The organism is Pseudomonas sp. AP19 (genome assembly GCF_001728855.1).
GTDB lineage: Bacteria > Pseudomonadota > Gammaproteobacteria > Pseudomonadales > Pseudomonadaceae > Aquipseudomonas > Aquipseudomonas fluorescens.
On sequence record NZ_LXJP01000005.1, the window covers coordinates 1 to 26,994 of the forward strand.

Consider the following 26,994-nt stretch of genomic DNA (forward strand, 5'->3'; position numbering starts at 1 on the left):
CCATCTCATGGACATATCTACTCACCTCTTGCCTGGTCTTATTAGTTAAGTGGCTTATAGCTACCATCGTGTGTAGTCATGTGTGAAAAATATGTGAGCACTCACGTAAAAATTTATTATTTCGGCAAACAACGTTCAGACTTTTCTGTTACTTAGCTAACAAACAAAGTTGCCCAATCCTTGCGTACAACCCGCTAGGTCACTCGACTTCAGCCTCTTCACTAAGTAGCGAATACATCGCATTACAGGAGCGATCACAGTTTCGGCCGACCGTTTCCAGGTGGCGTTTCAATGACGCACTGATCGGCGGCGGCAGGCAACTTAGCGTTTCGATCAGCGCGGCCATATCTTCTAGCGCTGCGGCAATAGAAAGCTGAGTTAGATTAAAGTCGTAGAGCGCACGGCATATTAATTGCTGATTATCCATGACGTATCCCGCCATTTAAAAGTTCAGCTTAGCAGGTGCGTTGGAACGCTCAGATAAAAGTTCAGGTTATATTGATAAGCCTCAATAAAAAGATGGAAACGTCTCTGCACACAGTCAACCTATGACTCGGCAGCGCAAGGTAGCGCCGCCGTCAACCTTCAATCAGACCATCAAACCATCCGGCGGCAGCGGCAACGCCGTCTTATAGCGCACTTGTTTGAGCGCAAAGCTTGAGCGGATGTTGGCCACGCCCGGCACCTTGGTCAGAAAGTCCATCATGAAGCGTTCCAGTGACTGGATTGTTGGCACCAGCACGCGGATCAGGTAGTCCGGGTCGCCGGCCATCAGGTAGCACTCCATGACTTCCGGGCGGTTCGAGATCGCGCCTTCAAACTGCTGCAAGGCCAGTTCGTTCTGCTTTTCCAGGCTGACATGGATGAACACGTTGACATGCAGCCCGAGCAGATCCGCATCGAGCAGCGTGACCTGGTCGCGGATCAGGCCCAATTCTTCCATCGCCTTGACCCGGTTGAAACACGGCGTGGGTGAAAGGTTGACCGAGCGGGCCAGGTCGGCGTTGGTGATGCGGGCATTCTCCTGCAAGGCGTTGAGAATGCCGATATCGGTACGGTCCAGTTTACGCATGAGACAAAATCACCTGTTTATTATGGTTATGCAGTTTTTTTATCCGCAAATGACCGCGAGCGCAACGAAACACAGATAAATATTCTTCTACGCCACGCCTATGATGTTTGTAGGACAGATTTCTCCTACCCGGAGACTGACTGTCAGCTAGCGCGCCCACTACAAGAATTCACAAGATCGAGCGTAGAAAGCCATGAATCAGCCATATGCACCATTGCGCCTGCACGTTCCCGAACCCTCGGGCCGCCCAGGCTGCAAGACCGACTTTACCTACCTGCGTCTGACCGACGCCGGCCTGGTGCGCAAACCCGCCATCGATGTAGAACCCGCCGACACCGCCGACCTTGCAAAAGGCCTGATTCGCGTACTGGACGACCAGGGCCAGGCCCTTGGCCCGTGGGGCGAAGGTGTACCGGTCGAGATCCTGCGCAAGGGCATGCGCGCCATGCTCAAGACGCGGATTTTCGACAACCGCATGGTGGTCGCCCAGCGTCAGAAAAAAATGTCGTTCTACATGCAAAGCCTTGGCGAAGAAGCCATCGGCAGCGCCCAGGCCCTGGCCTTGAACATCGACGACATGTGCTTCCCCACCTACCGTCAGCAAAGCATCCTGATGGCCCGGGAAGTGCCACTCGTCGACCTGATCTGCCAACTGCTGTCCAACGAGCGCGACCCGCTCAAGGGCCGCCAGTTGCCGATCATGTACTCGGTCAAAGACGCCGGTTTCTTCACGATTTCCGGCAACCTTGCCACCCAGTTCGTACAGGGTGTGGGCTGGGGCATGGCCTCGGCGATCAAAGGTGATACCAAAATCGCCTCGGCCTGGATTGGCGACGGCGCCACCGCCGAATCCGACTTTCACACCGCCCTCACCTTCGCCCACGTCTACCGTGCGCCGGTGATTCTCAACGTGGTCAACAACCAGTGGGCGATCTCGACCTTCCAGGCCATCGCCGGTGGTGAAGCCACCACCTTCGCCGGACGCGGCGTCGGTTGCGGGATTGCCTCCCTGCGTGTGGACGGCAATGACTTTATCGCGGTGTACGCCGCCTCCGCCTGGGCCGCCGAGCGTGCGCGCCGCAACCTCGGGCCGACCCTGATCGAGTGGGTCACCTACCGCGCCGGCCCGCACTCCACCTCCGATGACCCGTCCAAATACCGTCCCGCCGACGACTGGAGCCACTTCCCGCTGGGCGACCCGATTGCCCGTCTCAAGCAGCACCTGATCAAGATTGGCCAGTGGTCCGAAGAGGAACATGCGGCGGTCAGTGCCGAACTGGAAGCCGAAGTCATTGCCGCACAAAAAGAAGCCGAACAGTACGGCACCCTTGCCGGCGGCCAGATTCCAAGCGCCGCGACCATGTTCGAAGACGTCTATAAAGAGATGCCGGAGCACTTGAAGCGCCAGCGTCAAGCGTTGGGGATCTGACATGAACGATCACAACAACAGTATTGAACTGGAAACTGCCATGACCACCACCACCATGACCATGATCCAGGCCCTGCGCTCGGCCATGGATGTGATGCTTGAGCGTGACGACAATGTGGTGGTATTCGGCCAGGACGTCGGTTACTTCGGCGGCGTGTTCCGTTGCACTGAAGGCTTGCAGAACAAGTACGGCAGCTCGCGGGTCTTCGACGCGCCGATCTCGGAAAGCGGCATCGTCGGCGTGGCCGTGGGCATGGGTGCCTATGGCCTGCGCCCGGTCGCGGAAATCCAGTTCGCCGATTACGTGTACCCCGCCACCGACCAGATCATCTCGGAAGCGGCGCGCCTGCGTTACCGCTCGGCCGGCCAGTTCACGGCGCCGCTGACCATGCGCATGCCTTGTGGCGGCGGCATTTATGGCGGCCAGACCCACAGCCAGAGTATCGAAGCGGTGTTCACCCAGGTCTGCGGCCTGCGCACGGTAATGCCGTCCAACCCGTATGATGCCAAGGGCCTGCTGATCGCCTCCATCGAAAACGATGACCCGGTGATCTTCCTCGAGCCTAAGCGCCTGTACAACGGCCCGTTCGATGGCCACCACGATCGCCCGGTCACGCCGTGGTCGAAACACCCGCAAGCGCAAGTGCCGGACGGTTACTACACCGTGCCGCTGGACGTGGCCGCCATCGTGCGCCCCGGCTCGGCCGTCACCGTGCTGACCTACGGCACCACGGTGTATGTGTCGCAAGTGGCCGCCGAAGAAACCGGCATCGACGCCGAAGTCATCGACCTGCGCAGCCTCTGGCCGCTCGACCTGGAAACCATCGTCAAGTCGGTGAAAAAGACCGGCCGTTGCGTGGTGGTGCATGAAGCCACCCGCACCTGCGGCTTTGGTGCCGAACTGGTAGCGCTGGTGCAAGAGCATTGCTTCCACCACTTGGAAGCGCCGATCGAACGCGTCACTGGTTGGGACACGCCCTACCCGCACGCGCAAGAGTGGGCGTATTTCCCAGGGCCGTCCCGAGTGGGCGCGGCGTTGAAACGGGTTATGGAGGTCTGAATGGGCACGCACGTTATCAAGATGCCGGACATCGGCGAAGGCATCGCAGAAGTTGAACTGTCGGTATGGCACGTGAAGGTGGGCGACCTGGTGGTTGAAGACCAGGTGCTGGCGGATGTGATGACCGACAAGGCGATGGTGGACATTCCCTCGCCGGTGCACGGCAAAGTGATTTCCCTCGGCGGCGAGCCGGGTGAAGTCATGGCCGTGGGCAGTATTTTGATCAGTATCGAAGTGGAAGGCGCAGGCAATGCCAAAGAGGCGCCGGCGGTGGCTGAGCCGGTAAAAGCAGTGCCGGCGCCGGTGGTGGAAGCCAAGCCTGCGCCAGCCGCCAGCAAACCCGCGCCGGTCGTGGCCACTCAGGCACCTGTGGCCCGTGAAGCCGACGAACGCCCACTGGCCTCCCCTGCCGTGCGCAAGCATGCGCTGGATGCCGGGATTCAGCTGCGTCTGGTCCAGGGCACTGGCCCGGCGGGGCGCATTTTGCACGAAGACCTCGAGGCGTATTTGCTTCAGGGTCCGGCAACACCCTCTGCGGCGGGCAACCCTTACGCCGAACGCAACAGCGAAGAACAGATCCCGGTGATCGGCATGCGCCGCAAGATCGCCCAGCGTATGCAGGACGCCACCCGTCGCGCCGCGCATTTCAGCTACGTGGAAGAAATCGACGTCACCGCCCTCGACGAGCTGCGCGTGCACCTCAATGAGAAACATGGCGCGACACGCGGCAAACTGACCCTGCTGCCTTTCATCGTGCGCGCCATGGTTGTGGCGCTGCGCGACTTCCCGCAGATCAACGCGCGTTACGACGACGAAAACCAGGTGATCACCCGCCTCGGCGCGGTGCATGTGGGTGTCGCCACCCAGAGCGACGTGGGCTTGATGGTGCCGGTGGTGCGCCACGCCGAAGCACGCAGCCTGTGGGGCAATGCCGAGGAAATCGCACGTTTGGCCACCGCTGCACGCAATGGCAAGGCCAGCCGGGATGAGCTGTCCGGCTCCACCATTACCTTGACCAGCCTGGGCGCGCTCGGTGGCATCGTCAGCACGCCGGTGCTGAACCTGCCGGAAGTGGCGATTGTCGGCGTCAACCGGATTGTCGAGCGGCCAATGGTCATCAAAGGCCAGATCGTGGTGCGCAAGATGATGAACCTCTCCAGCTCCTTCGATCACCGCGTGGTCGACGGCATGGATGCGGCGCAATTCATCCAGGCCATTCGCGGCCTGCTCGAACAACCCGCCAGCCTGTTTTTGGAGTAAGGCATGTCTCAGACATTGAACACGACGCTGCTGATTATCGGCGGCGGCCCTGGTGGTTATGTGGCCGCGATTCGGGCGGGCCAGCTGGGTATTCCGACTATTTTGGTAGAAGGCCAGGCGCTGGGCGGCACGTGCCTGAACATCGGCTGCATTCCGTCCAAGGCGTTGATCCATGTGGCCGAGCAGTTCCAGCAAACCGTGCACCATAGCCAGGGCTCACAGCTGGGCATCGAAGTGGATGTGCCGACCCTGGACATCCGCAAAAGCGTGGAATGGAAAGATGGCATCGTCGACCGCTTGACCACCGGCGTTGCCGCGCTGTTGAAAAAGCACAAAGTGCACGTGATTCACGGCTGGGCCAAGGTAGTCGACGGCAAAACCGTCGACGTCGGCGACCAGCGTATCCAGTGCGAACACCTGCTGCTGGCCACCGGCTCGAAAAGCGTCAACCTGCCGATGCTGCCGATTGGCGGGCCGATCATCTCCTCCACCGAAGCGCTGGCGCCTACCCGCGTGCCCAAGCGCCTGGTTGTGGTGGGTGGCGGCTATATCGGCCTGGAGCTGGGCATTGCCTACCGCAAGCTCGGCGCCGAGGTCAGTGTGGTCGAGGCGCAAGAACGTATCCTGCCCGCTTACGACGGCGAGCTGACACTGCCCGTGGCTGAATCCCTCAAACAGTTGGGGGTCAAGCTGTACCTCAAGCACAGCGTGACCGGTTTTGAGCACAACAGCCTGCAAGTGCGTGACCCGAATGGCGACACCCTGTCGCTGGAGACGGATCAGGTGCTGGTGGCCGTGGGTCGCAAACCCAACACCCAGGGCTGGAACCTCGAAGCGCTGAACCTGGACATGAACGGTGCGGCGATCAAGATCGACAGCCGTTGCCAGACCAGCATGCGCAATGTGTACGCGATCGGCGACCTGAGCGGCGAGCCGATGCTGGCGCACCGGGCCATGGCCCAGGGTGAGATGGTTGCCGAACTGATCAGTGGTAAATCGCGGGAATTCAACCCGGCGGCGATCCCGGCGGTGTGCTTTACCGACCCGGAACTGGTGGTGGTGGGCAAGACCCCGGACGAAGCCAAGGCGGCGGGCCTGGACTGTATTGTGTCGAGCTTCCCGTTTGCGGCCAATGGCCGGGCAATGACGCTGGAGTCCAAAGCCGGCTTCGTGCGCGTGGTCGCGCGGCGTGACAACCACCTGATTGTCGGCTGGCAGGCCGTGGGCGTGGGGGTATCCGAACTGTCCACGGCCTTTGGCCTGAGCCTGGAAATGGGAGCGCGCCTGGAAGATGTGGCGGGCACCATCCACGCCCACCCGACCCTCGGCGAGGCCGTGCAGGAAGCTGCGTTACGGGCCTTGGGTCACGCGCTGCACCTGTAAAAACGCGCAGAGGCCATCGCGGGCAAGCCCGACGCCCACAGGGAAATGCATTCCAGGGTGGGAGCTGGTTCGCTTGCGATAGTGGCGGATCAGCCAACACACCGGCTGAATGGCCTGCCCACCCGCTCCCACACCGGCCAAGAATGAAGTATTGTTGCGCCCATCCAGAAAAAAACCGACAAGCCTGCCTTCGACCAGGCGGTTGACCAGAGATAGAGGGTGTCATGGGTAACGAAAGCATCAATTGGGACACATTGGGTTTTGACTACATCAAGACCGACAAGCGGTTTCTCCAAGTCTGGAAAAACGGCGAATGGCAAACAGGCACCCTGACCGACGACAACGTGCTGCACATCAGCGAGGGCTCGACGGCCCTGCACTATGGCCAGCAGTGCTTTGAAGGCCTCAAGGCCTACCGCTGCAAGGACGGCTCGATCAACCTGTTCCGTCCTGACCAGAATGCCGCGCGCATGCAGCGCAGCTGTGCCCGCCTGCTGATGCCGCACGTGCCAACCGACGCGTTCATCGACGCCTGCAAACAAGTGGTCAAGGCCAACGAGCGGTTCATCCCGCCGTACGGCAGCGGCGGCGCGCTGTACCTGCGCCCGTTCGTCATCGGCACCGGTGACAACATCGGCGTGCGTACCGCGCCGGAGTTCATCTTCTCGGTCTTCGCCATTCCGGTCGGCGCCTACTTCAAGGGCGGTTTGGTGCCACACAACTTCCAGATTTCCACCTTCGACCGCGCCGCGCCACAGGGCACCGGTGCCGCCAAAGTCGGCGGCAACTACGCGGCCAGCCTGATGCCGGGTGCCGAAGCGAAGAAATCCGGTTTCGCTGATGCGATCTACCTGGACCCGATGACCCATTCGAAAATCGAAGAAGTCGGCTCGGCCAACTTCTTCGGGATTACCCACGACAACCAGTTCATCACGCCGAAGTCGCCTTCGGTGCTGCCAGGTATCACCCGCCTGTCGCTGATCGAACTGGCCCAGTCGCGCCTGGGCTTGAAAGTGGTCGAGGGCGAAGTCTTCATCGACAAACTGGACCAGTTCAAGGAAGCCGGTGCCTGCGGCACTGCGGCGGTGATTTCGCCGATCGGCGGTATCCAGTACAACGGCAAACTGCACGTGTTCCACAGCGAAACGGAAGTGGGCCCGATCACCCAGAAGCTCTACAAAGAGCTGACCGGTGTGCAGACCGGTGACGTTGAAGCGCCGGAAGGCTGGATCGTCAAGGTCTAACAGCCCACACGCATAACCCAATGTGGGAGCGGGCTTGCTCGCGAATGCGGTCTGTCAGCACTGAATCAGGTGACTGACACTGCGCATTCGCGAGCAAGCCCGCTCCCACATTTGATCTACAGTGTTTTCAGGATTGAGCCGGGATATTCGCGGTAATCTTCTTCCCCATACTGATCCTCGGCTCCTCCCCATACCCTAACGCCTCGTAGAACCCCACCACCGCGTCATTGCCCCGCGTAATCTGCAGGTTGATCTTCATACACCCCAAGGCAGTCAACGCCTGCTCGGCATGCCGCACCAACGAAGCGCCCAGGCCTTGCCGACGATATTCACTGTGCACCGCCACCGAATACAGCCAACCTCGATGCCCGTCGTAACCTGCGAGGACAGTGCCGATCACGGCTTTTTTATCCGTCGCCACGAAGAACAGTCCATCGTTGACCGCCAGCTTCTTATCGATGGCCAGGGTGGGCAGGTTGTGGGCGGTGTCATAGCCGAAAGCCTCCTGCCACAAGGCCACCACTTGCGCACGGTGCTGACGGTCGCGATACGGCCCAATGGGATGGCGAGATAACAACGCCTTCTCCATGACCAGGGTGCGCTCGTTACCGTGATAAACATTGCGCACCGTCTGAAAACCCAGCTTGGTATAGAACGGCTCAGCGGTCAGCGAGGACGGCACACTCAATACCGTGACCCCGGCGTCACGGGCGCGCAGTTCGATTTCGATCATCAGCAGGCGGCCAATGCCCTGCCCCTGCAGTGCCGGGTTGACGAACACCGAGCGCACCACGTGGCCATCAAGCGCCGCGGTGGCGACGATCTCCACGTCCTGGATGGCCACCAGCACAACCCGCCGCTGGAGCAAGACCCGCACGGCGTCGGGGGTGAAGTGACTGGCGACCCGCGCGATCACATCCGCCGGGTAATCCCGCGCATTGCTGCTGTGCAAGGCTGCCAGGATGACCTGGCTGATCCCCTCGGCATCGACTGCCTGGGCGAGACGAACGGCGGTAGACATGATTCCTCCTGGCGGACACCGCAATAACAAACATCAGGATACCTATTTAACCGGATTCCCAATGCGCTTGCCGGGTTTCACGCCAATCATCTTCGCCTGCCCATCGCGCTGCTTCCCCGTCCGCGCTTCACTGATCAACCCTGGAATCAACTTACCCTCCGGCAAATTCTTCCAGAAACGACTCGGCAAATGCCCCTCCATCACCTTGGGGTTCAACCGTGCCGGGTTGAAAATGTGGCTGTAGTACGTCAGCCACATCGCGCTGTGAGGGTCGTCGACATTCTGTGCCAGTTGCCGCCACGCCTTAGGGCATTCCCGTTGATGAATCAACTGCTCACCGTCGTAATACACCCCGTCCAGGGGCGTGGCGATCATCCAGCGATGGCGGCCCATGCGCCCGATAAAGTGCTGGCTGGCGGATTTGAGAATGTCATGGGCCGGCTCGTGCCAGGCCACGTATTCCGGTAACGCTGCGCCCGCCTGCGCCGGCAATGCGATAAACCGCACGAACGCATGCAAGTGATGCGCTTCGCGGCTGACCTGCTTGATCCGCCGTTGCAACTCGCTGCCCAGCTTGTCACCCGCCAGCATCGCGGTGCGGTCGCCATGGCTGACCCGCCACAGCACCTCGTACAGCAAGCTCCAACGCTGGTCACCGTGATAACAGGCGGCCGACTCAAGCAGCTCCAAAAGCGCCTTGGGAATCCGCGCCTGGAACGGGCCGAGCCCTTCCGGTATCGGCTCATCGGTAGCAAACAGGTCCGCCCCTTGCGCTTCGCCCCAGCTCACCTGGCTGGGGTCGACCTGATGGCTGAGCAACCAACGCGCCTGTTCGCGCCAGGTACTGAAGAGATTGTCGCATTCCAGGCTGATCATCCCCACAAGCCCATTTGCTGTGGCTGCGGGCGGTCGCGCAATTGCTCGCGCAAAAGCACGCTGGTGCTTTCAGCCTGTTGCGGGTGGTAATCGCTGGTGATGAAAAACGGCTTGGCCTTGGCCAGTACGCAGCGCATGCGCGCCAGGTCTTCGAAACGGATCTTGCGTTCGCGGCGCAGGTCCACCAAACGCTGGGTGGTGCGCAGACCGATGCCGGGAATACGCGCAATCAAGGTCGGTTCGGCGCGATTCAGGTCCAACGGAAACACCTCGCGGTGCTCCAGGGCCCAGGCGAGTTTGGGGTCGATATCCAGCGCCAGGTGCCCGGGGCCTTCAAACAATTCATTAGCGCTGAAACCGTAGCTGCGCAGCAGGAAGTCCGCCTGATACAAACGGTGCTCGCGCATCAGTGGCGGTGCCGCCAGGGGCACGCTTTTCGGGCTGTTGGGAATAGGGCTGAACGCCGAGTAATACACACGGCGCAACTTGAAGTTGCCGTACAACGCCTCGGCGCCATGCAGGATGGTGCTGTCGTCGGTGTCATCGGCGCCGACGATCATCTGCGTGCTCTGCCCAGCCGGAGCGAAACGCGGTGCGCGCGGCTCGTTGAGGACGGTCTGTTCGCCGGTGTAGATGGTCTGCATCGCTTGCTTGATCGACACAATCTGCTTCTCCGGCGCCAGGGTTTGCAGGCTGGCATCGGTGGGCAGTTCAATATTCACACTCAACCGGTCGGCATAACGCCCGGCCTCGGCGATCAACGCCGGGTCGGCTTCGGGAATGGTCTTGAGGTGAATATAGCCGCGAAAGTCATGCTCTTCGCGCAAGAGCCTGGCGACCCGCACCAGTTGCTCCATGGTGTAGTCAGCCGAACGAATGATGCCGGAACTGAGAAACAGCCCGCTGACGCAATTACGCCGGTAGAAATCCAGGGTCAGGGTGACCACCTCCTCCGGGCTGAAACGCGCGCGGGGCACATCGCTGGAGCGGCGGTTGACGCAGTATTGGCAATCGTAGAGACAGAAGTTGGTCAGCAACACCTTGAGCAACGACACACAGCGCCCGTCCGGAGTGTAACTGTGGCAGATCCCCATGCCATCAGTGGAGCCCAGGCCCGCCTTGCCCTCGGAGCTGCGCTTGGGCGCGCCGCTGCTGGCGCAGGAAGCGTCGTACTTGGCGGCGTCGGCAAGGATGCTGAGTTTTTCGATCAACTGCATGGAGGGCTACCGATACTGGTTTTTTGTACAGTATCAGGCGGCCCTGCCTGTCACAAGTGCAGCCTGTCAGCTGGCAGTTGCCAGCAGCAAATCCTGCACCGAACGCCCCTTGCCCCGGCTGCGATCGTTTTCGTACAGCGACGCGGCAATCTCGTCGGCACGAATCGGCAATACCGAAAGCAGCGTGTCACTCAAACCATGGCTGGCCTGACTGAAACCCTGAATATAGATCCCCGCCTTGCAGCGCTCGTCCGTGACGATGCGATAGTCGCGGGCCACCTCGAAGTCGCCCATGTAGGCTTGCAGCGGCGCCAGCAGTTCGCGGTGCATCTGGCGCTCGTAGCCGGTGGCCAGGATCACTGCGTCGTAATGGCTGAGGCTGGTTTCGCCACTGGCGTTGTTGCGCAGCGTCAACTCGATGCCCAGCGGCCCGGCGCTGGCTTTTTCGACCACGGTCATGGTGCGGAAAGCCTGGCGGGCAACGCCGGAGACTTTCTGGCGGTAAAAAATACCGTAGATCCGTTCAATCAGGTCCAGGTCCACCACTGAGTAGTTGGTGTTCTGGTATTCGGCGACCAGGCGCTCACGCTCGGCGCCGACTTGCTGGAACACCAGGTCGGTAAACGCCGGTGAAAACACTTCGTTGACGAACGGGCTGTCATCGGCCGGTTTGAGCGCCGAACCGCGCAGGATCATATCGACCTGCACCGAGGCAAAACTATCATTGAGGTCGATAAAGGCTTCCGCCGCGCTCTGGCCACCACCGATGATCGCAATACGCATCGCCTTACCTTCCACGCATGGCTGCTGGGCCATGCGCGCCAGGTATTGGGAATGGTGGAACACCCGGCCGTCATCCTTGAGCGCTTTGAACGCGGGCGGCACACGCGGTGTACCACCGGCGCTGACCACCACCGAGCGGGTGGTGCGCACATGCTGCTCGCCCAGCGCATCGCGGGAGATCACACGCAACGCTTCGACGTGGTGCTGATGCAGGATTGGCTCAATGGCCAGCACTTCCTCGCCATAGCGCGCCTGGGCCTGGAACTGCCCGGCAACCCAGCGCAGGTAGTCGTTGTACTCCATGCGGCACGGGTAAAAGGTGCCCAGGTTGATGAAGTCCACCAGGCGGTCGTGGGCCTTGAGATAGTTGACGAAGGAGTAAGGGCTGGTGGGGTTGCGCAAGGTCACCAGGTCCTTGAGGAACGAAATCTGCAGTTCACTCTGGGTCACCAGGGTATTGCCGTGCCAGCGGTAGTCAGCCTGCTTATCGAGAAACAGTGCATCCAGTTTGCCCTGGGCTTTTTCACGCTCCTGCAGGGCGATGGCCAGCGCAAGGTTCGAGGGGCCGAAACCGATCCCGATCAGGTCGTGAACCGCGGGCGAAGCAATTGCCTGTGTCATTCCAGTGTCCTCTGGATAAGCCCCTTGGCGGTGGGGCGGGAATACCTGCAAGGCCTGAACAACAGGCCGTGTGTTGATAGGAAACGAGGACAGTGAAATAAAATTTAACTAATCATTGGTCAGTGCGCATCCCACTCGCGCATGCGCACCCGGCAATGCTTCATAGCGTTGACGATGTGCTTTTCCACCAGGCTGCGGGAAATGCTCAGGTGCTCGGCGATTTGCGGGTGGGACAGGCCCTCGAGCTTGCGCAGCAGGAAGCTCTCGCGACAGGCCGCCGGCAGCTCGGCCAGGGCACGTTCGAGCATATCCAGGCGGCGCGCTTGATCGTGGCTGGCGTGGGGCGAACTGGTGGCGAAGCGTTCTTCGCTGTCCAGCACTTCCAGGGGTTCGGACTGGCGCAAGGCGTTGCGCCGATGGCCGTCGATCACCAGGTTCAGCGCAGTGCGGTATAAAAACGCCCGCGGTTGTTCAATCGGCGTGTCACTGGCGCGCTCCAGCACTCGGACATAAGCGTCATGCACCACATCCTCGGCCACCTGTCGGTTGCCCAGCTTGGCGTTGAGGAAACACACCAGCTCGCGATAGTAGTTTTCCAACATGACTCCCGACCGTCTGGGAAGACGGCATCAGATCCTTGCATGCTAAAGACGACAGCCAGCGGATAGTGGCAGTTTGAGTGCGTGCAATTTATAGTAATTCTCATCTACTTTTAAAGAAGTCTTGCATCAACGGCGGTTTTTTTTTATTCGACGGAGCTGTTACGGCATATGTAAGCACCTAAATATTCGGGCGATTTTCTCGTATAACAGTCAGCTCCCCGCAACTGCGGTCCAAACTTCCTGGCTGGAACCAACGCATGAAACGCCCTCGCCCCGTCCGACGCGCTCTGCTCGCTGTCGCGTGCATGATTCCCCTCATTGCGCTGGCCGCCTGGCAGGTGTTGCCGTCGGGCCGCGACACCCTGACCACGGTCACCGTAACGCGCGGTAACATTGAAAACAGCGTCACGGCACTCGGCACCCTGCAACCGCGCCGGTACGTCGATGTGGGCGCCCAGGCGTCCGGGCAGATCCGCAAGATCCATGTCGAAGCCGGGGATCAGGTCTCGGAAGGCCAATTGCTGGTGGAAATCGACCCCGCCACGCAACAGGCCAAACTCGACGCCAGCCGCTACGCCATCGAAAACCTCAAGGCCCAGTTGCAGGAGCAGCAGGCTCAGCACGCGCTGGCGCGGCAAAAACACCAACGCCAGCAACGCCTGGCCGCCGGTAACGCCACCCGCGAGGAAGACGTGCAAACCGCCAGGGCCGAGCTGGACGCCACCCAGGCGCGCGTCGGGATGTTCCAGGCGCAGATCCGCCAGGCCCAGGCCAGCCTGCGCAGCGACGAGGCCGAGCTGGGCTACACGCGCATCTTTGCGCCAATGGCCGGCACCGTCGTCGCGGTGGACGCACGGGTTGGCCAGACGCTCAATGCTCAGCAACAGACGCCGCTGATCCTGCGCATCGCCAGGCTGTCGCCGATGACCGTGTGGGCCGAGGTCTCCGAAGCCGACATTGGCCACGTCAAACCCGGCATGACCGCCTACTTCACCACCCTCAGCGGCGGCAGCCGGCGCTGGACCAGCACCGTGCGCCAGATTTTGCCGATACCGCCCAAGCCGCTGAATGAAACCAGCCAGGGCAATGGCAGCCCGAACAGTACGAGCAAAACCGGCAGTGGCCGTGTGGTGCTGTACACCGTGCTGCTGGATGTGGACAACACCGATAACGCGCTGATGGCCGAAATGACCACTCAAGTGTTCTTCGTCGCCAGCCAGGTCAAGGACGTCCTCACCCTACCGGTTGCGGCCCTGCTCGGCAGTCCCGGCACCGACCAGCCGATCGCTCGGGTCGTGGCCAAAAACGGCGCCATCGAGAAACGCGCAGTACGCCTGGGTATCAGCGACCGTTTACGGGTTGAAGTGCTGGAAGGCCTGAAGGAAGACGATCATGTGTTGATCGGCCCGGCCAACGGCAGTGGGGGTTGATTTGACCACGCCGCTGATCGAACTCAAGAACATCCGTAAATCCTATGGCGGCGGTGACAGCCCGCAGGTCGATGTATTGCGCGGGATCGACCTGTCGATCCATGCCGGGGAATTCGTCGCCATCGTCGGCGCTTCCGGCTCCGGCAAATCCACCTTGATGAACATCCTCGGCTGCCTCGACCGCCCCACGGAAGGCGAATACCGGTTCGCCGGGGAAAACGTCGCACACCTGGGCAGCGACGAACTGGCCTGGCTTCGCCGAGAAGCCTTTGGGTTTGTGTTCCAGGGTTACCACTTGATCCCTTCGGGCTCGGCCCAGGAAAACGTCGAGATGCCGGCGATCTATGCCGGTATCAGTGCCGCCGAACGCCACGCCCGCGCCAAGGCCCTGCTCACCCGCCTGGGCCTGGCCGATCACACCGCCAACCGCCCGCACCAACTCTCCGGCGGCCAGCAACAACGCGTGTCGATTGCCCGCGCGTTAATGAACGGCGGGCATATCATCCTCGCCGATGAACCCACCGGCGCGCTCGACAGCCACAGTGGCGCCGAAGTAATGGCCCTGCTCGACGAGCTGGCGAGCCAGGGCCACGTGGTCATCCTGATTACCCACGACCGCGAAGTCGCGGCGCGGGCCAACCGCATCATCGAAATTCGCGACGGCCTGATCATCCGCGATTCGGCGCTGAGTGAAACCCATGTGCCCGTCACGGCCAACCGCGACGCGCTGCAAGCCGTAGACCTGCGCCAGCGCCTCGCCGACGGCGCCGAACATAACGGCGCCTGGAAAGCCGAACTGATCGACGCCGTGCTGGCGGCCTGGCGGGTCATGTGGATCAACCGGTTCCGTACTGCGCTGACGCTGCTGGGGATCATCATCGGCGTGGCGTCGGTGGTGGTGATGCTGGCGGTGGGCGAAGGCAGCAAACGCCAGGTGATGGCACAGATGGGCGCGTTCGGCTCCAACATCATCTACCTCAGTGGCTCTTCGCCCAACCCGCGCACCCCGATGGGGATTGTGACCCTCAACGATGTGGCGGCCCTGGCGACGCTGCCGCAGGTCAAGCGCATCATGCCCGTCAATGGCAACTATGCCGGTGTGCGTTTTGGCAATGTCGACTACATGGCTTATGTCGGTGGCAATGACACCAACTTTCCCGAGATCTTCAACTGGCCGGTGGTCGAGGGCAGCTACTTCACCGAGGCCGACGAGCGCTCCGGGGCAACGGTGGCCGTGATCGGTCACCGTGTACGCGAAAAGCTGTTCAAGGGCGTCATCAACCCCATCGGCCAATACATTCTGATAGAAAACGTGCCATTCCAGGTGATTGGCGTGCTGGCGGAAAAAGGCTCCAGCTCCGGTTTGCAAGACAGCGACGACCGTGTTGCCATCCCCTACACCGCTGCCAGCGTGCGCCTGTTGGGCAGCTATAACCCCGAATACGTGGTGATTGCCGCTGCGGATGCACGCAAGGTGCACGAGGCGGAACTGGCCATCGATCAACTGATGCAAACACTGCACGACAACAAGCGCGACTACCACCTGACCAATGACGCGGCGATGATCCAGGCCGAGGCACGCACGCAAAATACGCTGTCGCTGATGCTCGGTTCGATTGCCGCGATTTCCCTGTTGGTGGGCGGGATTGGTGTGATGAATATCATGTTGATGACCGTGCGCGAGCGTACTCGCGAAATAGGCATCCGCATGGCCACCGGTGCGCGCCAGCGTGACATCCTGCGCCAGTTCCTTACCGAGGCGGTGATGCTCTCGGTCGTCGGCGGCCTGTTCGGCATTGCCCTGGCATTGCTGGTGGGCGGCGTGCTGATGCTGGCAGAAGTCGCCGTGCAGTTTTCCCTGGTGGCAGTACTCGGCGCATTTGGCTGTGCACTGGTCACCGGTGTCGCATTCGGCTTCATGCCGGCCCGTAAAGCTGCCCGGCTCGATCCGGTTAAGGCCTTGACCAGTGAATAAACGACTCATCACACCGCACCTGTCGGTCCTTGGCCTGTGCCTGTTGCTCAACGCCTGCGCAGGCACTCCTCACGACGTCGACAGCAGCATAGCGCTGCCGCCGGCGTGGCAATATGCCGAGCGGGAGGCAACGCAGGCGACCAACCAGCGCTGGTGGACACACTTCGGCAGCCCGCCACTCAACCGCTTGGTCGACCAGGCTCGCCGTGACAGTTATGACGTGGCCGCCGCCATGGCACGGGTGCGCCAGGCCCAGGCCAGTGCGGTCATTGCCGGGGCACCGTTGTTACCCGAAGTGAACTTCAACCTCACCGCCAGCCGCGAAAAACTCCTGCACGGCAGCGGCAACGCATCGCTGGATGCCACAGCAAGCAACAAAACCGTCGACAGCTTTGGCACCAACCTCACCGCCAGTTATGAAGTGGACTTCTGGGGCGGGCGCGCCGCCGCTCGCGACAGTGCGCTGCAAAGCCTGCGAGCGAGTGAGTTCGACCAGGCCACGGTCGAGCTGACCCTGCTCAGCAACGTCGCCGACCGTTATGCGCAAACGCTTGCTGCTCGCCAACGCCAACAGATCGCCGAGCTGAACCTGGCGAATGCCCGCCATGTGCTCGACCTCGTGCAAACCCGCTACGATGCGGGCTCCGCCACCGCACTGGAACTGGCGCAACAAAAGAGTCTGGTGGCCAGCCAGCAACGCCAGTTGCCGCTGATTCAACAAGTGGCCGAAGAATCGTTGATCACCCTTGCAGCCCTTCTTGGCCAGCCGGTCCAGGCCCTGGACCTGGGCACCGAGTCGTTCCAGGCGCTGACCTGGCCGGTGATTGGCCCGGGCGTGCCCAGCCAACTGCTTAGCCGCCGCCCCGACCTGGCCCAGGCCGAGGCACAGCTGGCTGCGGCAAGTGCCGATGTGAGCGTGGCCCGTGCGGCGATGCTGCCCACCGTGACCCTGGGCGCCACGCTCGGTTCGGGTTCCTACAAGGCCGCAGATCTGCTGCGCAGCCCGTTCTACAACCTGACCTCGGGCCTGGTGGCGCCGATCTTCAATAATGGCCGTTTAAGCGCTGAACGCGACAAGGCGCGTGCGCGGCAGGACGAACTGCTGCAAACCTATCGCGGCGCGATCATCAACGGCTTTGCCGATGTGGAGAAATCCCTCAGCAGCATCACCCACCTGGACCAGCAGCGCGAATGGCAGACCGAGGAATTGCAACAGGCCCAGACTGCCTTCAGGATCGCCGAAAGCCGCTACCAGGCCGGCGCGGAAGACCTGCTGACTGTGCTCGAAACCCAACGCACGCTGTACGCGGCCCAGGACGCGAATGTGCAACTGCGACTGTCACGGCTGCAAGCCAGCATTGCGCTGTACAAAGCCCTGGGCGGCGGCTGGGAGGCCAAGTCCCAATAACAAAACTCCACATTCCTACACAAAGCGTTTATCCAACCTACATTCTTTGACCCAAGGTCCTTGGTAAAAAAGCCGCCTTCAAACGGCTGCCCGGAACCTCTTGATGAAACCCAGCGTTCTTGTAAGAAGCCTGGTGTGCGTCTGCCTCTGGCTGATAGCAAGCCGGGCGCTTACCGCGCCACTGATTGCGCCCAGCACAATTGACTGGCTGCTGGACTGCCCCTTCCCCGCCTTCGAACGGCCGGACCCCGAGGTTCTGGACCGAACTCAATGCGGCAGGGTAAACGTGCCTCGCGACTATGCCGCCCCCCAGCGTGGCAATGTGCTCCTATCGCTGACCCGTGTCGGCGCACGGCAGCCGCTGAGCCGTGAGGGCATGGTGTTCATCCAATCGGGTGAACCGCAAAAGGGTCAAGGCACGACCTTCGCCGTCCATTTGGTCAGCCGCTGGGAGTCCTACGCCACCCAGGCCTATCGCACACTGGTCAACCGTTATGACGTCATCGAATTGAGCGCCCGCGACCTCAGCCAACCCAACGGGGTCGAGCAGGCCGCACGTGATATGGAGTTTGTGCGCGCGCAATTGGGCGACACACAGCTCAACTACCTGGGCAATGCTGAAGGCACCCGGGTCGGTGGGCGATATGCCGCGCTGTTTCCGGAACGCGTTGCACGCATGGTGCTGGTTAACGTCGAGGACCGTGAACCGGCCGCGTCCGGTGTCGAGCAACTGTTGCTCAAGGAGTCGGCTCGCGCCGTCGCCGCCGGGTGCGTCAAACGGTGGGTGGGTGATTTTCTGGTGTCCGGCACACAGCCGCCGCCTTCGACGCGCTGCCTCGACTTGGGTAACTGGGAATAGCCACCGTGTTTACGACCTGTTCGCGCCGAAAACGACACACTGCGTTGACGCTCTCGCTCAATCGTTATTAAGTGCTATTAATCCGCATTAATAGGATCAATAGACCGCCATGCTCAGCCGTCCGCTACGACGCAAACGCCAGAAGCTCTCCGACGTGATTGTCGAGTCGGTCAAGCGCTCCATCGTCACCGATGCCCTGAAGCCAGGCGACCGCCTGCCCACCGAACGCGAGCTGATGGAAAGCTTCCAGTGCTCCAAAGGCTCGGCGCGTGAAGCGCTCAAGGCACTCGAAGTGGAAGGCCTGGTGAGCACGCGCACCGGGCCCAGTGGCGGCGCTTACTTGAATCAGGCCGGTACCGAACCGGCAAGCCGCGCCTTGCGCAACTACCTGCACTTCCAGCACCTGGATGGCGAGCAGGTGTACCAACTGCGCAAGGTTATCGAGGTGGAACTGGCCGTGTCAGTGCTCGGGCGTTTGAGCGAAGACGACTATCAGGCCCTGCAAGACAACGTCGATTTTTGCAGTGCACCGGAAGACAGCGAAGCCGGCCAACGTGAACAGCGTCTGGCCGAACTCGAGTTCCACAACCTGCTGGCCAAGGCGTGCCCCAACCCGTTGTTAAGCTTTATGGCGCAATTTCTTAACGACCTGCTGCGCGATCTGGTGGTGCTGAAAAAAGCCTACAAACCCAAGCGCAAGCAGTTCGACGCGGCCAACCTCGACTACCACAAGCAGTTGCTGCTCGCCTTCCGCGCCGAGGACGAACGCGCGGTGCGCAGCTTGATGCACGAGCACATGTGCGATGCCGAACACCATATGACCGCCCTTGAAGGCGAGGTCAGCCCGCACTTTTTGCTGGAGTTTGATCACAACCACTGAGAACACCAGCAATCACCCTGTGCAAACCCAGCGCCCACACTTGACCGAGCTTCAACCGTCGGACCGTTTCACCCAACTCAATAACAGGCCTGCCCACAGGCCCTGCTCCACCGTATCGCCATTGCCGCTCCTGCCAATAACTAAACCAGGGAGTCACCCCATGCAGCGTCGTACGTTGTTGAAAGCCAGCCTTACCGCCGCCGCCGCGCTCAGCCTTCCCTTGAGTGTGCGCTCTGCATTCGCCGCCGAGCCGTTTACCTTTTACGGCCTCAAGTCCATGTCCGGCGCCTTTGCCAGCTATGGCAAGTTTGCCGACATGGGTTCGCGCCTGGCGGTAGAGCAGCACCCCGAGATCCTCGGCCGCCCACTGAACTACAAAGTCATCGACACCGAAGGCAACGCCGGCAAGGCGGTGCGCAAGGTCCAGGAGGCGATCCAGCAGGATGGCGCACGGTTTTTCCAGGGCTGCACGCTGTCGTCATCGGCATTGGCGGTGGCCAAGGAAGTCGACAAGGTCGGCGGCGTCTTCATGACCCCGGTGGGCGCCGATGAAGTCACCGGCAAGGACTGCAAGAAGGCCACCTTCCGCTGGTCGGTACCGACCTACGGCGCGATCCGCGAAACCATTGTGCCGTTGATCAAGCTGCTGCCGGACGCCAAGCGCTGGTACACGATCACCCCGCAATATGTATTCGGCGAAGCCTTGCTCGAAGGCGCGAAAACCGTGCTCAAGGACCACGGTCTGGAACACGTCGGCAACAGCTATCACTCTTTGCAGGAGCAAGAGTTCTCCGGCTACCTGACCAATGCCATCGCGGCCAAGCCTGATGTGCTGGTCCTGCTCAACTTCGGCAGCCAGTCATCCAACACCCTGCGCCAGGCGGTGAACTTCGGTATCAAGGAGCGCATGAAAGTGCTGCTGGTGTGGTCCGCCGGCCTTGATCAGTTCCAGGAACTGGGCAGCGATGTGCTCGAAGGCGTGTACCTCGGTGCGCAGTATTGGCATCAGGTCGACAGCCCGCTCAACCGTGAACTGGTCAAGCTGACCCAGGCCAAATACGGCATCAACCCCACCTACCCGTTGGCTGCCGACTACATCAGCACCAAAGTAATGCTCGACACCATTATCGCCACCGGCAGCTTCGACGGCCCGACCGTCGCCAAGGCCCTGCAAGGCCTGAGCTTCGAAGGCCCGACCGGCAAGGAGCAAATCCGCGCCGGTGACCACCAGGTGATCAAGGACTACTACCTGATGATCGGCAAAGCCAGCGCCGAGATGGCCGACAAGGACGACCTGGCCAAGGTGCTCAGCGCCGGCCAGTCCTTCCCGCCGGTGGACGCCACGAGCTGCGTGCTCGGCTGATCCGCTGAACCATCACCGGTTGCACACGACAGGGCCGCCCCCGCGGCCAGCTGTCCGAGGGTTTCTGCATGCTGAATCTTTACCTGTTCCAGATACTCAACGGCCTTGGGCTGGGGATGATCTACTTTCTGATCGCGGTCGGGCTGACGATCATTTTCGGTCTGCTCAACTTCGTCAACTTCGCCCACGGCGCGTTTTTTCTGCTGGGCGCCTACATCTGCTACACCGCCGTGAGCCTCACCGGCAACTTCTGGCTGGCGCTGCTGATTGCGCCGCTGGTGGTGGCCGCGCTGGCCTGGGTCATCGAGCGATTATTGATCCAGCGGATTTATCACTTGCCGCACATGTTCCAGATCCTGGTGACCTTAGGGATTGCGCTGATCATCCAGGAAGCCAGCGTGATGATCTGGGGCCCGGTGGGCAAAAGCGTCGCCGTGCCGGAACTGCTGCGCGGCGTGCTGGTGGTGGGTGATTTCGTCTACCCCTACTACCGCCTGTTTCTGATCGTGTTTTCCGGGCTGGTGGGCCTGGGCCTGTGGCTGCTGCTGGAACGCACACGCTTCGGCGCCCTGGTGCGCGCGGGCAGTGAAAGCACTGAAACCGTATCGCTGCTGGGCACCAACATCTTGCGTTTGTTTTCGATGACCTTTGCCCTGGGCGTGGCCCTGGCTGGCGTGGCCGGTGTGCTGTTCGCGCCGCTGCGCGGCGCCCAACCCTTCGTCGGCCCGGAAATTCTCGGGGTCGCCTTCGTGGTGGTGGTGATCGGCGGCATGGGTTCCTTCAGCGGCGCACTGGTCGGCGGCTTGCTGGTGGGCGTGGTGCAAAGCCTGATGACCACACTCTGGCCCCAAGGCGCGAGCCTGATGATCTACGGCGCGATGGCCGTGGTGATTCTGGTGCGTCCTTACGGCCTGTTCGGGAGAGCCTGACATGAGCGAGAAAAACCCCCTGCCGTTTGCCAAGACTCAGTCCAAAGCCATGCTGCTCTGGGTACTGGCGGTGCTGATCGGCCTGCCGCTGATTTTACCGTCGGCCACCCTGGCCAGCGAAATCCTGATCTTTGCCATGGCCGCCCTGGCCTGCAACCTGTTGCTGGGCTACACCGGGCTGTTGTCGTTTGGCCAAGGCATCTTCTTCGGAGCGGGCGCCTATTGCGCAGCGCTGCTGATGATCCACCTGCAACTGGGCCTGTTCACCGCCCTGCTCGGCGCCGCCGTGGCCGGTGGTTTCCTGGCGCTGTTGGTAGGTGCCCTGGCGATCCGACGCACCGGTATTTACTTCGTGATGCTGACGCTGGCGTTCAGCCAGATGGCCTACTTCGTCGCCTACACCCTCAGCGACTGGACCGGCGGCGACAACGGCCTGCTCAGCGTGCCGCGCCCGGAAATTCGCCTCGGTGACAGCGTGCTGCTGTCGTTGAGCGACGCCCGCGCGTTCTACGGCTTTGTCGCCGTGCTGTTCCTGTTGATCTTTATCGGCGCACGCCGCGTGATCGCGTCGCCATTCGGCAGCACCTTGATGGCGATCCGCGAAAACGAAACCCGCGCCTCGGCCATCGGCTACGACACGCGCCATTTCAAGATCCTGGTGTTCGTGCTGTCCGGCGCGGTCACCGGGATTGCGGGCGCGCTGTACGCCATGCTGCTGCACTTTGTGCCGCTGTCGAATATCGACCTGGCGATGTCCGAGAACATCCTGATCATGACCATCGTCGGCGGCACCGGCTCGCTGTTTGGCTCGTTGCTGGGCGCAGGTTCCATCGTACTGCTGGGGGACTTCCTCTCCGACCTGTGGCCGCGCTGGCTGATGCTGCTCGGGGTGATTCTGATCCTGGTGGTGATCTTCATGCGTGGTGGCTTGTGGGGCGGTTTGTCGGCGCTGTTCGAACGCGTACGCGGCAGCCGCAAAACCGCCGCCGTCGTCAAGGAGGAAGGGCTATGAGCATCCTGCTGGAAACCAAAGACCTGGAACTGGCCTATGGCGCGTTCCACGCGGTGAACGGCGTTAACCTCAAGGTCGAAGCCGGCACCATCCACACCATCATCGGCCCTAATGGCGCGGGCAAGACCAGCCTGTTCCACTGCCTGACCGGCGAACGCCAGGCCACCGCCGGGGCGATTCATTTCGACGGCAAGAACCTGATGCGCAAGCCCGCTCACGCCCGTGTCGGCCTGGGCATGGCGCGCTCGTTCCAGCTCACCAGCCTGTTCCAGAACCTCAGCGTGCGCGAGAACCTGCGCCTGGCTGCACAAGGCCGCGACGGTGCCAGGGCGCTGAATTTCTGGCGCCAGGTGGACAGCAAGCGCGAACACCTGGAGATGGCAGACCAGGTGCTCGAACGCCTGCAACTCACGGCCCGCGCCGGCACCCTGGCCGGCGAGTTGTCCCACGGCCAGCAGCGCGTGCTGGAGGTGGGTATGTCGATCTGCTCCAAACCAAAGCTGTTGATGCTTGACGAGCCCACCTCGGGCATGGGCATCGATGACATCCCGATCATGACCCAACTGATCAGCGACCTCGGCCGCGACCACACGGTGCTGCTGATCGAACACAACATGAGCATCGTCATGTCCATCAGCCAACGCATCACGGTGATGAGCCACGGGCAAATCCTGGTGGAAGGCACGCCGGAATTCGTGCGCGCCGATGAACGCGTGCGCACTGCTTACCTGGGAGAGGCCGCCTGATGCTGATCGTCGAGAATATCCATTCCTACTACGACAAAAGCCATGTACTCGAAGGCGTGTCGTTGACCGTCAATCCCGGCGAATTGGTCACGCTGCTGGGGCGCAACGGCGCCGGCAAGACCACCACCTTGCGCAGCATCCTGGGGATTATCTGCCCGCGTCATGGCCAGATTCACTTCAACGGCCAGGCGCTGGTCGGGCAAAAAATCTTTGAAATCGCTCGTCAGGGCTTGGCATTGGTCCCGGAGAACCGCGGGATCTTCCGCCTGCTGACCGTCGAGGAAAACCTGCGCATCGCGGTGCGCAAGACCAGCCGCTGGCAGATGGAGGACGTGTACGGCATGTTCCCGCGCCTCAAGGAGCGCCGTAAGAACGCCGGCCACGCTCTGTCCGGTGGCGAACAACAGATGCTCGCCATCGCCCGCGCCCTGCTCAACGACCCCAAGTTGCTGATCCTCGACGAACCCACCGAAGGCCTGGCCCCGGTGATCGTCGACGAACTGGTGAAGATCCTGCGCAAGGTAAAGGACGATGGCCTGCCGGTGCTGCTGGTGGAACAGAACCTGATGGTCTGCGACAAGCTCGCCGACCGCCATTACGTGCTCGAACAGGGCCGCGTGGTGTACGAAGGCAGCGCCGCCGCCTTCCGTGCCGACCCGACGATCAAGAACCGCTACCTGGCCCTGAGTGCCTGACCGGAGATTGCACATGAACAGTTTTGCGCACCCCCTCAAGAGCAACGCCCCGCTGATCAACCGCGACCGCCTGTGGCAATCGTTGATGGACCTCGCCCAGCTCGGCGCCACCGTCAAAGGCGGCGTGTGCCGCCTGGCGCTCACCGACCTCGACCGCCAAGCCCGCGACCTGTTCGTGCAATGGTGCGAGGCGGCCGGGTGCAGCGTCAGTGTCGACGCCATCGGGAATATCTTTGCACGCCGCGCCGGGCGTAACCCCGCCCTGCCCCCGGTCATGACCGGCAGCCATATCGACACCCAACCTACCGGCGGCAAGTTCGACGGCTGCTACGGGGTGATGGCCGGGCTGGAAGTGATCCGCACACTCAATGACTTGCAGCTGGAGACGCAAGCGCCGATCGAAGTGGTGGTGTGGACCAACGAAGAGGGCTCGCGTTTCCCGCCATGCATGATGGGCTCCGGGGTGTTTGCCGGTAAGTTCGACGTGCAGGACACCCTCGCCAAACTCGACGACCAGGGCCTGTCGGTGGGCGCCGAACTGCAGCGCATCGGCTATGCCGGTTCGCGTGCGGTGCTCGGCCACCCGGTGGGCGCGTATTTCGAGGCGCATATCGAGCAAGGGCCAGTGTTGGAAGACCAGGCCACCACGATTGGCGTGGTCATGGGCTGCCTCGGCCAGAAGTGGTTCGACCTGACCCTCACCGGCGTTGAAGCCCACGCCGGCCCCACGCCGATGCACCTGCGCAAGGACGCCCTCGTAGGGGCCGCCGAGGTGGTCAGCGCGGTCAACCGTATCGCCCATCAGCAACAGCCTCACGCCTGTGGCACCGTCGGCTGCCTGAACCTGCACCCAGGGTCGCGCAACGTGATTCCTGGCCAGGTGCACATGACCATCGACCTGCGCCACCTGCATGCCGACACCTTGCAGGCCATGGTGGATGAGGTGCGCGGCGTGATCGAAGCCACGGCCCAACGCCACGGCCTGAGTGTTGAACTGACACCCACCGCCGACTTCCCGCCACTGGACTTCGCCCCGGCCTGCGTCAACGCCGTGCGTGACGCCGCGATGACCCTGGGCTTGAGCCATATGGACATCGTCAGTGGCGCCGGGCATGACGCCATTTTCGTCGCCGAACTCGGCCCGGCCGGGATGATCTTTGTGCCGTGCGAAGGCGGCATCAGCCACAACGAAATCGAAAACGCTGCGCCGGATGACCTCGCGGCGGGCTGTGCGGTGTTGCTGCGCGCCATGGTCAACGCAGCCCAGGGAGATCTGGCATGAGTGAGATTGGCCAACTGACGGCAGTGCAACTGCTGAAGCACTTTCGGGACAAAACCCTGTCGCCGGTGGACGTCACCGAGGACGCCTTGCTGCGTATCGAACGCTACAACCCGATGGTGAATGCCTACTGCCATGTCGACCCTGAAGGGGCATTGCAGGCTGCGCGGGCGTCGGAGCAACGCTGGCTCAAGGGCCAACCGTGCGGCGCACTCGATGGGGTGCCTGCCTCCATCAAAGACCTCACATTGACGATTGGCATGCCCACCCGCAAGGGTTCACGCACCTCCTCACCCGAAGGCCCATGGGACGTGGACGCGCCCTTCTCGGCCTTGATGCGCAAAGCCGGCGCGGTACTGCTGGGCAAGACCACCACACCTGAATTCGGCTGGAAAGGCGTCACCGATAACCCGTTGTACGGCATCACCCGCAACCCATGGGACACCCGCACCACGGCGGGCGGCTCGTCCGGTGGCGCCGGTGCGGCGGCAGCGCTGAACCTTGGCGTGCTGCACCAAGGCAGCGATGCCGGTGGCTCGATCCGAATTCCGTGCGCCTTCACCGGCACCTTCGGTATCAAGCCAACTTTTGGTTACGTACCGCAATGGCCGGCCAGCTCCATGACGATCCTGTCGCACCTGGGGCCGATGACCCGCACCGTCGAAGACAGTGTGCTGATGCTGCAAACCGTCGCTCAACCGGATGCACGCGATGGCCTGATCGGCGCACCGCGCACCACCCCGTGGCTCACGCCAGGTACGCACCTCAAAGGCCTGCGAGTCGCCTACAGCCCGACCTTCGGCTACGTGGATGTTGATCCGCACGTCGCCAAGGTGGTCGCCCAAGCGGTTGAGGGCCTGGTGCAATTGGGCGCGCATGTCGAGCAGATCGACCCGGGCTTCAGCGACCCACTGGAGGTGTTCAGCACCTTGTGGGCCGCCGGCGCCGCACGCCTGACCGGGCCGATGAGCGAGGCGCAAAAACACTTGCTGGACCCGGGTTTGCGGCGCATTGCGCAACGCGGCGAACAGCTCAGCCTCAGCGACTACAGCGCGGCCCTCGAAGCCCGCGCGGCACTGGTCGCCAGGATGGCGGCGTTCCATCAGCACTACGACGTGCTGGTCTCGCCGATGATGCCGATCACTGCGTTTGAAGCCGGGCACAACGTGCCACCGGGTTCGGGCATGCAGGAATGGATGGAGTGGACGCCGTTTACCTATCCCTTCAACCTCACGCAGCAACCGACGGCGTCAGTGCCGTGCGGGTTGGCCCCGAATGGCTTGCCGGTGGGCTTGCATGTGGTGGGCGCGCGATTTGCCGATGAGCAGGTGCTGCGGGTTTGCCAGGTGTATGCCAAGGCATTCCCCACCGAACACCTTGCCGCACCGCGCCTACTCTGAACCGCAGCTTTCGACCGGGGACGGCCCTGTGCACCTCCGGTCGCGTTTGGCTTATAATTCGCGCCTCTTTTTTTTGCGCGGATTGTTTCCAATGCGATTCACCAGGACCGTTCTGGCGAGTGCCGTACTCGCCCTCCTGCCGGCCATGGCCCACGCCAGCGCGCTGGACTTGACGTACGAAGCACCTGTCACCGAGGCAGCGCCACACGACGCCCCCGCGACCGCCACCTCGTTATTCCCGGTCAAGACCAAGCCGCCGGTGACATTCGAGTACGCCTGCAAAGGCCCGCGCTGCCAGTATGAAGATGACCTTGAACAGCGCCACGACGACCAGACCACACACAGCTGGTCCATCGGTCTTCAATAACGCTCAGCCGAGCTTGAGCTGAAAGGCAATCAACGGTGGGCGCCGGCACGCCGGCGCCCACCGTTACAAGCACATTCCATTAC

At 61.9% G+C, this 26,994-nt stretch carries 25 protein-coding genes; 18 read left to right on the plus strand and 7 right to left on the minus strand.

The genetic code is table 11. The features are described from left to right. Positions 1 to 199: 199 nt before the first annotated feature. Positions 200 to 427 carry a hypothetical protein gene (locus A7D21_RS35150; protein WP_084375795.1) on the minus strand — a complete coding sequence of 76 codons (228 nt, stop codon included), beginning with the start codon at positions 425 to 427 and terminating at the stop codon, positions 200 to 202. A gap of 162 nt (positions 428 to 589) precedes the next feature. Next, positions 590 to 1,072, minus strand: a complete 483-nt coding sequence (locus A7D21_RS06125; protein ID WP_053256983.1) for an Lrp/AsnC family transcriptional regulator — start codon at positions 1,070 to 1,072, stop codon at positions 590 to 592. Between the two features lie 193 nt (positions 1,073 to 1,265). On the opposite strand from A7D21_RS06125, the gene A7D21_RS06130 reads away from it, so the two are divergent. From A7D21_RS06130 to A7D21_RS06150, 5 genes are all read left to right on the plus strand, one after another. Next, on the plus strand, positions 1,266 to 2,501 hold the full coding sequence (locus A7D21_RS06130) for a 3-methyl-2-oxobutanoate dehydrogenase (2-methylpropanoyl-transferring) subunit alpha (RefSeq protein WP_053256984.1): 1,236 nt from the start codon (positions 1,266 to 1,268) through the stop codon (positions 2,499 to 2,501). Position 2,502: 1 nt separating this feature from the next. After that, positions 2,503 to 3,561: an alpha-ketoacid dehydrogenase subunit beta gene (locus A7D21_RS06135; protein WP_053256985.1), complete on the plus strand. Its 1,059-nt coding sequence runs from the start codon at positions 2,503 to 2,505 to the stop codon at positions 3,559 to 3,561. Next, positions 3,562 to 4,821, plus strand: coding sequence for a dihydrolipoamide acetyltransferase family protein (locus tag A7D21_RS06140; protein ID WP_069551260.1), 1,260 nt, complete (start codon positions 3,562 to 3,564; stop codon positions 4,819 to 4,821). A gap of 3 nt (positions 4,822 to 4,824) precedes the next feature. Continuing rightward, a complete protein-coding gene (lpdA, locus tag A7D21_RS06145) occupies positions 4,825 to 6,204 on the plus strand; it encodes a dihydrolipoyl dehydrogenase (RefSeq protein WP_053256987.1) in 1,380 nt (459 codons plus the stop codon). A 224-nt stretch (positions 6,205 to 6,428) separates the two neighbouring features. Then, on the plus strand, positions 6,429 to 7,448 hold the full coding sequence (locus A7D21_RS06150) for a branched-chain amino acid aminotransferase (protein ID WP_069551261.1): 1,020 nt from the start codon (positions 6,429 to 6,431) through the stop codon (positions 7,446 to 7,448). A gap of 127 nt (positions 7,449 to 7,575) precedes the next feature. On the opposite strand, the gene A7D21_RS34180 is transcribed toward A7D21_RS06150, so the two are convergent. The 5 genes from A7D21_RS34180 to A7D21_RS06175 all read right to left on the minus strand — a co-directional run bounded on the left by A7D21_RS34180 (position 7,576) and on the right by A7D21_RS06175 (position 12,568). Continuing rightward, positions 7,576 to 8,469, minus strand: coding sequence for a GNAT family acetyltransferase (locus A7D21_RS34180; protein ID WP_083272159.1), 894 nt, complete (start codon positions 8,467 to 8,469; stop codon positions 7,576 to 7,578). Positions 8,470 to 8,511: 42 nt separating this feature from the next. Beyond that, positions 8,512 to 9,345 carry a TIGR03915 family putative DNA repair protein gene (locus A7D21_RS06160; protein ID WP_069551262.1) on the minus strand — a complete coding sequence of 278 codons (834 nt, stop codon included), beginning with the start codon at positions 9,343 to 9,345 and terminating at the stop codon, positions 8,512 to 8,514. Next, the gene (locus A7D21_RS06165) at positions 9,342 to 10,562 is read right to left on the minus strand and encodes a putative DNA modification/repair radical SAM protein (RefSeq protein WP_053256990.1); all 1,221 of its coding nucleotides are present in this window, start codon (positions 10,560 to 10,562) and stop codon (positions 9,342 to 9,344) included. Before A7D21_RS06165 ends, A7D21_RS06160 begins: the two co-directional genes overlap by 4 nt. A gap of 66 nt (positions 10,563 to 10,628) precedes the next feature. After that, positions 10,629 to 11,966 carry a lysine N(6)-hydroxylase/L-ornithine N(5)-oxygenase family protein gene (locus A7D21_RS06170; RefSeq protein ID WP_053256991.1) on the minus strand — a complete coding sequence of 446 codons (1,338 nt, stop codon included), beginning with the start codon at positions 11,964 to 11,966 and terminating at the stop codon, positions 10,629 to 10,631. Positions 11,967 to 12,085: 119 nt separating this feature from the next. Continuing rightward, a complete protein-coding gene (locus tag A7D21_RS06175; protein WP_053256992.1) occupies positions 12,086 to 12,568 on the minus strand; it encodes a sigma-70 family RNA polymerase sigma factor in 483 nt (160 codons plus the stop codon). A 257-nt stretch (positions 12,569 to 12,825) separates the two neighbouring features. Between A7D21_RS06175 and A7D21_RS06180 the strand changes: the two genes are divergently transcribed. The 13 genes from A7D21_RS06180 to A7D21_RS06240 all read left to right on the plus strand — a co-directional run bounded on the left by A7D21_RS06180 (position 12,826) and on the right by A7D21_RS06240 (position 26,911). Continuing rightward, positions 12,826 to 13,998: an efflux RND transporter periplasmic adaptor subunit gene (locus tag A7D21_RS06180; RefSeq protein ID WP_069551263.1), complete on the plus strand. Its 1,173-nt coding sequence runs from the start codon at positions 12,826 to 12,828 to the stop codon at positions 13,996 to 13,998. 1 nt (position 13,999) lies between these two features. Continuing rightward, positions 14,000 to 15,973 (plus strand): MacB family efflux pump subunit, encoded by a 1,974-nt coding sequence (locus A7D21_RS06185; protein ID WP_069551313.1) that lies wholly within the window; start codon positions 14,000 to 14,002, stop codon positions 15,971 to 15,973. Next, positions 15,966 to 17,381, plus strand: a complete 1,416-nt coding sequence (locus A7D21_RS06190) for an efflux transporter outer membrane subunit (protein ID WP_069551264.1) — start codon at positions 15,966 to 15,968, stop codon at positions 17,379 to 17,381. The genes A7D21_RS06185 and A7D21_RS06190 overlap by 8 nt, the downstream gene beginning before the upstream one ends. 103 nt (positions 17,382 to 17,484) lie before the next feature. Continuing rightward, positions 17,485 to 18,240 carry an alpha/beta fold hydrolase gene (locus A7D21_RS06195; protein ID WP_069551265.1) on the plus strand — a complete coding sequence of 252 codons (756 nt, stop codon included), beginning with the start codon at positions 17,485 to 17,487 and terminating at the stop codon, positions 18,238 to 18,240. A gap of 109 nt (positions 18,241 to 18,349) precedes the next feature. Next, entirely contained in the window at positions 18,350 to 19,120 is a 771-nt protein-coding gene (locus tag A7D21_RS06200; RefSeq protein WP_053256996.1) for a FadR/GntR family transcriptional regulator, read from the plus strand. A 160-nt stretch (positions 19,121 to 19,280) separates the two neighbouring features. Continuing rightward, positions 19,281 to 20,483 carry an ABC transporter substrate-binding protein gene (locus A7D21_RS06205; protein ID WP_069551266.1) on the plus strand — a complete coding sequence of 401 codons (1,203 nt, stop codon included), beginning with the start codon at positions 19,281 to 19,283 and terminating at the stop codon, positions 20,481 to 20,483. A gap of 68 nt (positions 20,484 to 20,551) precedes the next feature. Beyond that, positions 20,552 to 21,412 (plus strand): branched-chain amino acid ABC transporter permease, encoded by an 861-nt coding sequence (locus A7D21_RS06210; protein WP_078826904.1) that lies wholly within the window; start codon positions 20,552 to 20,554, stop codon positions 21,410 to 21,412. A gap of 1 nt (position 21,413) precedes the next feature. Further along, positions 21,414 to 22,424, plus strand: coding sequence for a branched-chain amino acid ABC transporter permease (locus A7D21_RS06215; protein WP_053256998.1), 1,011 nt, complete (start codon positions 21,414 to 21,416; stop codon positions 22,422 to 22,424). Continuing rightward, positions 22,421 to 23,170, plus strand: a complete 750-nt coding sequence (locus A7D21_RS06220) for an ABC transporter ATP-binding protein (protein WP_053256999.1) — start codon at positions 22,421 to 22,423, stop codon at positions 23,168 to 23,170. Before A7D21_RS06215 ends, A7D21_RS06220 begins: the two co-directional genes overlap by 4 nt. Next, the gene (locus tag A7D21_RS06225) at positions 23,170 to 23,865 is read left to right on the plus strand and encodes an ABC transporter ATP-binding protein (protein ID WP_069551267.1); all 696 of its coding nucleotides are present in this window, start codon (positions 23,170 to 23,172) and stop codon (positions 23,863 to 23,865) included. The genes A7D21_RS06220 and A7D21_RS06225 overlap by 1 nt, the downstream gene beginning before the upstream one ends. 13 nt (positions 23,866 to 23,878) lie before the next feature. Further along, positions 23,879 to 25,147 carry a Zn-dependent hydrolase gene (locus tag A7D21_RS06230; protein WP_069551268.1) on the plus strand — a complete coding sequence of 423 codons (1,269 nt, stop codon included), beginning with the start codon at positions 23,879 to 23,881 and terminating at the stop codon, positions 25,145 to 25,147. After that, complete coding sequence (locus tag A7D21_RS06235; protein WP_053257002.1) at positions 25,144 to 26,544, plus strand: amidase; 1,401 nt, start codon at positions 25,144 to 25,146, stop codon at positions 26,542 to 26,544. Before A7D21_RS06230 ends, A7D21_RS06235 begins: the two co-directional genes overlap by 4 nt. A gap of 91 nt (positions 26,545 to 26,635) precedes the next feature. Next, positions 26,636 to 26,911, plus strand: coding sequence for a hypothetical protein (locus A7D21_RS06240; protein ID WP_069551269.1), 276 nt, complete (start codon positions 26,636 to 26,638; stop codon positions 26,909 to 26,911). The last annotated feature ends 83 nt before the right edge of the window (positions 26,912 to 26,994 follow it).

Bases quoted from the DNA above. Each gene is read 5' to 3' on its own strand.
- A7D21_RS35150 (WP_084375795.1), bottom strand. From the start codon at position 427: ATGGATAATCAGCAATTAATATGCCGTGCGCTCTACGACTTTAATCTA.
- A7D21_RS06125 (WP_053256983.1), bottom strand. From the start codon at position 1,072: ATGCGTAAACTGGACCGTACCGATATCGGCATTCTCAACGCCTTGCAG.
- A7D21_RS06130 (WP_053256984.1), top strand. From the start codon at position 1,266: ATGAATCAGCCATATGCACCATTGCGCCTGCACGTTCCCGAACCCTCG.
- A7D21_RS06135 (WP_053256985.1), top strand. From the start codon at position 2,503: ATGAACGATCACAACAACAGTATTGAACTGGAAACTGCCATGACCACC.
- A7D21_RS06140 (WP_069551260.1), top strand. From the start codon at position 3,562: ATGGGCACGCACGTTATCAAGATGCCGGACATCGGCGAAGGCATCGCA.
- lpdA (WP_053256987.1), top strand. From the start codon at position 4,825: ATGTCTCAGACATTGAACACGACGCTGCTGATTATCGGCGGCGGCCCT.
- A7D21_RS06150 (WP_069551261.1), top strand. From the start codon at position 6,429: ATGGGTAACGAAAGCATCAATTGGGACACATTGGGTTTTGACTACATC.
- A7D21_RS34180 (WP_083272159.1), bottom strand. From the start codon at position 8,469: ATGTCTACCGCCGTTCGTCTCGCCCAGGCAGTCGATGCCGAGGGGATC.
- A7D21_RS06160 (WP_069551262.1), bottom strand. From the start codon at position 9,345: ATGATCAGCCTGGAATGCGACAATCTCTTCAGTACCTGGCGCGAACAG.
- A7D21_RS06165 (WP_053256990.1), bottom strand. From the start codon at position 10,562: ATGCAGTTGATCGAAAAACTCAGCATCCTTGCCGACGCCGCCAAGTAC.
- A7D21_RS06170 (WP_053256991.1), bottom strand. From the start codon at position 11,966: ATGACACAGGCAATTGCTTCGCCCGCGGTTCACGACCTGATCGGGATC.
- A7D21_RS06175 (WP_053256992.1), bottom strand. From the start codon at position 12,568: ATGTTGGAAAACTACTATCGCGAGCTGGTGTGTTTCCTCAACGCCAAG.
- A7D21_RS06180 (WP_069551263.1), top strand. From the start codon at position 12,826: ATGAAACGCCCTCGCCCCGTCCGACGCGCTCTGCTCGCTGTCGCGTGC.
- A7D21_RS06195 (WP_069551265.1), top strand. From the start codon at position 17,485: ATGAAACCCAGCGTTCTTGTAAGAAGCCTGGTGTGCGTCTGCCTCTGG.
- A7D21_RS06200 (WP_053256996.1), top strand. From the start codon at position 18,350: ATGCTCAGCCGTCCGCTACGACGCAAACGCCAGAAGCTCTCCGACGTG.
- A7D21_RS06205 (WP_069551266.1), top strand. From the start codon at position 19,281: ATGCAGCGTCGTACGTTGTTGAAAGCCAGCCTTACCGCCGCCGCCGCG.
- A7D21_RS06210 (WP_078826904.1), top strand. From the start codon at position 20,552: ATGCTGAATCTTTACCTGTTCCAGATACTCAACGGCCTTGGGCTGGGG.
- A7D21_RS06215 (WP_053256998.1), top strand. From the start codon at position 21,414: ATGAGCGAGAAAAACCCCCTGCCGTTTGCCAAGACTCAGTCCAAAGCC.
- A7D21_RS06220 (WP_053256999.1), top strand. From the start codon at position 22,421: ATGAGCATCCTGCTGGAAACCAAAGACCTGGAACTGGCCTATGGCGCG.
- A7D21_RS06225 (WP_069551267.1), top strand. From the start codon at position 23,170: ATGCTGATCGTCGAGAATATCCATTCCTACTACGACAAAAGCCATGTA.
- A7D21_RS06230 (WP_069551268.1), top strand. From the start codon at position 23,879: ATGAACAGTTTTGCGCACCCCCTCAAGAGCAACGCCCCGCTGATCAAC.
- A7D21_RS06235 (WP_053257002.1), top strand. From the start codon at position 25,144: ATGAGTGAGATTGGCCAACTGACGGCAGTGCAACTGCTGAAGCACTTT.
- A7D21_RS06240 (WP_069551269.1), top strand. From the start codon at position 26,636: ATGCGATTCACCAGGACCGTTCTGGCGAGTGCCGTACTCGCCCTCCTG.